This window comes from Sphingomonas sp. (assembly GCF_019749955.1).
Taxonomy (GTDB): domain Bacteria; phylum Pseudomonadota; class Alphaproteobacteria; order Sphingomonadales; family Sphingomonadaceae; genus Sphingomonas.
Genome location: NZ_JAIEPC010000123.1, coordinates 1 through 3,156, shown reverse-complemented (window position 1 = coordinate 3,156; position 3,156 = coordinate 1). Strand labels below are relative to the sequence as shown.

The 3,156-nt window shown below is 64.6% G+C and carries 3 protein-coding genes and 2 pseudogenes; 2 read left to right on the top strand and 3 right to left on the bottom strand.

Annotated elements, in window-relative coordinates; translation table 11 throughout:
- Together uvrA and K2W81_RS16320 are read left to right on the top strand one after the other, a co-directional pair.
- A partial coding sequence (gene uvrA / locus K2W81_RS16325) for an excinuclease ABC subunit UvrA (RefSeq protein ID WP_294106509.1) occupies positions 1-1,359 on the top strand: 1,359 nt, incomplete at its 5' end.
- A gap of 37 nt (positions 1,360-1,396) precedes the next feature.
- Positions 1,397-1,615 (top strand): DUF433 domain-containing protein, encoded by a 219-nt coding sequence (locus tag K2W81_RS16320; RefSeq protein WP_294106507.1) that lies wholly within the window; start codon positions 1,397-1,399, stop codon positions 1,613-1,615.
- A gap of 343 nt (positions 1,616-1,958) precedes the next feature.
- Here the strand turns inward: K2W81_RS16320 and istB are convergent.
- From istB to K2W81_RS16305, 3 genes and pseudogenes are all read right to left on the bottom strand, one after another.
- Positions 1,959-2,738, bottom strand: a pseudogene (gene istB / locus K2W81_RS16315) (IS21-like element helper ATPase IstB).
- Positions 2,687-2,875 (bottom strand): annotated as a pseudogene (locus K2W81_RS16310) (hypothetical protein); the annotation flags it as partial. The pseudogenes K2W81_RS16310 and istB, both read right to left, overlap by 52 nt.
- A 37-nt stretch (positions 2,876-2,912) precedes the next feature.
- On the bottom strand, positions 2,913-3,156 hold a 244-nt coding region (locus K2W81_RS16305), incomplete at its 5' end, for a transposase (RefSeq protein WP_294106504.1).

The window sequence follows — 3,156 nt, the reverse complement described above, 5'->3', positions numbered from 1 at the left end:
ATCCGGCTCGCGTCGCAGATCGGCAGCGGGCTGTCGGGCGTGCTCTATGTCCTCGACGAGCCGAGCATCGGCCTCCACCAGCGCGACAACGACATGCTGCTCGCGACGCTGCGCCGCCTGCGCGATCTCGGCAACACCGTGCTCGTCGTCGAACATGACGAGGACGCGATCCGCAGCGCCGATTACATCCTCGACATGGGGCCGGGGGCAGGGGTCCACGGCGGCGCGGTGGTCGCGCGCGGGACGCTCGACGAAATCCTCGCCACCAAGGGCAGCGTCACCGCCGATTACCTCAACGGCACCCGCCGCATCGACGTGCCCGCCAAGCGCCGCAAAGGCAATGGCAAGAAGCTGACGCTCACCGGCGCGACCGCCAACAACCTGAAGAACGTCACCGCGAGCATCCCGCTCGGCACCTTCACCTGCGTCACCGGCGTGTCGGGATCGGGCAAGTCGAGCTTCACGATCGACACGCTCTATGCCGCCGCCGCGCGCGCGCTCAACGGCGCGCGGATCGTGTCGGGCAAGTACGAGAAGATCGCCGGGCTCCAGCATCTCGACAAGGTGATCGACATCGATCAGTCGCCGATCGGCCGCACGCCCCGGTCAAACCCCGCGACCTATACCGGCGCCTTCACCCAGATCCGCGACTGGTTCGCGGGGCTGCCCGAAAGCCTCGCGCGCGGCTACAAGCCCGGCCGCTTCAGCTTCAACGTCAAGGGCGGCCGGTGCGAGGCGTGCAGCGGCGACGGGCTGATCAAGATCGAAATGCACTTCCTGCCCGACGTCTATGTGACGTGCGACGTGTGCGCGGGCCGCCGCTACAACCGCGAGACGCTGGAAGTGAAGTTCAAGGGCATGAGCATCGCCGACGTGCTCGACATGACGGTCGAGGACGCGGTCGAATTCTTCAAGGCGGTGCCCTCGATCCGCGAGAAGATGGCGATGCTGGCGGAAGTAGGGCTGGGCTATGTCAAGGTCGGCCAGCAAGCGACGACGCTGTCGGGCGGCGAAGCGCAGCGCGTGAAGCTCGCGAAGGAACTCGCGCGAAGATCGACCGGGCAGACGCTGTATATCCTGGATGAACCGACGACGGGTCTGCATTTCGAGGATGTGCGCAAGCTATTGGAAGTGCTCCGCGCGCTGGTCGAACAGGGGAACACCGTGGTGGTGATCGAGCACAATCTGGATGTGATCAAGACCGCGGACTGGGTGCTGGACCTGGGGCCTGAGGGCGGCGTGAAGGGCGGCGAGGTGGTGGCTGAAGGGACGCCGGAGCAGGTGGTGAAGGAGGGGCGGAGCTTTACCGGGCGGTATCTGGCGCCGCTCCTCGGGAAAGTCCCGGTGGCGGCCGAGTGAGCTTGACGCTTTTCGACCCGCTGATCATGATATCGCGATGAGAGCCCGCGTCATCATCGACCCGGAAGTGTGCGGCGGTCGGCCAATCGTAGCGGGTACGCGCATGCGCGTCAGCGATGTGCTCGATGCGCTCGCGTCATCGGTCAGCATCGACGAACTGCTCGCTGACTTCCCCTATCTCGTGCGCGAGGACATCACCGCCTGCCTCGCTTATGGCGCGCGCGCGGTCGACCATACGGTGGTGCAAGCCGCCTGATCTGGATCGGCGGATACGCGAGGAAAGTCAGAGCGATCATGGCATCGAAGACCTCAACGACTGACGACACGGCATGGCCCGGCAAGCGCATGACGCACGCCGATTTCGCCACGCGTCTGGCTGCGTGACGTGCGGAGTTGGGTAAGGTGGCGGTGCCACGCAATGGGGGCGAGAGTCGCACGACTAGCAAGCGGGGGTTGCTGAAGGCGATCAAGGATGCGGGGGGCGAGTGGTGAGGCAGCAGTTAAGGGAACTATCTTGTTGATTTCCGCTGAGAGTGGACCCGGGATTTTCATCGAGAAGTGACCCGGGTGGAGATAGTGTCCCGCGGTGCGGGGGTGGGTCAAGTGGTGGCTTTTTCCTTTCGTGTTTTGGGTGCTGCGGCGCTGGCCCTGAAGCGGAAGCTGTCATTGCCGGTTTCCAGGATGTGGCAGTGGTGGGTGAGCCGATCGAGCAGCGCGGTGGTCATCTTGGCATCGCCGAACACCTCAGCCCATTCGCTGAAGCTGAGATTGGTGGTGATGACGACGCTCGTGCGCTCGTAGAGCTTGCTCAAGAGGTGGAACAGCAGCGCCCCGCCTGAGGGGCTGAACGGCAGATAGCCGAGCTCGTCGAGGATGATGAGATCGAGGCGCAACAGCCGATCGGCAAGCTGGCCAGCCCGGTTCATCGCCTTTTCCTGCTCGAGCGCATTGACCAGGTCCACGGTCGCGAAGAAGCGGACCTTCTTGCGGTGATGCTCGACGGCCTGGATCCCGAGCGCGGTGGCGATATGCGTCTTGCCCGTGCCGGGACCGCCGATCAGCACGACATTGTCGGCACCATCGACGAACTCGCTGCGGTAGAGTTGGCGGACCATCGCCTCGTTGACCTCGCTGGCGGCGAAGTCGAACCCGGTAAGGTCCTTGTAGGCGGGGAACCGGGCGGCCTTGATCTGATAGGCGATCGATCGGACCTCGCGCTCAGCCATCTCGGCCTTGAGCAGCTAGGACAGGATCGGCACGGCCGCGTCGAACGCGGGCGCGCCTTGCTCGATGAGATCGCCGACGGCCTGGGCCATGCCGTACATCTTCAGCGCCTTGAGCATGACCACCACGGCGGCGCTGGCGGGATCATGACGCATGAACGCAGCCCTCCATCGCGAAGGGCATCATAGCGCCCGACATTGGCGAGTGGCTCCTGTGCCAAGCGCAGCGCCTGGGGCGCGTCGATCGGAGATGCCGGAGGAGCTTTGCCGTCGATCAGGCGGTGCAGGAGGGACTATCCGATATTTTGTGCGGGAGGCCGGTTATCGTCATCAGATGACGAACCGCTCGCCGAAGATCACGGCGAACTGGCTTTTGGCGTCACCCCATTCCCGCGGCGGCCGTTTCCATTCGTCCGCCGCGTGATTGAGCACGAGGTATAGCAGCTTCATCGCGGCATCGTCACCGGGGAAGTGACCCCGGGTTCGGACGGCGCGGCGCACCTTCGAGTTCAAAGCCTCGATGGCGTTCGTGGTGTAGATGATCCGGCGAACGCCCTCGGGGAAGGCGAAGAAC

Coding starts and splice junctions, on each gene's coding strand:
- K2W81_RS16320 (WP_294106507.1), top strand. CDS start 1,397: ATGAGAGCCCGCGTCATCATCGACCCGGAAGTGTGCGGCGGTCGGCCA.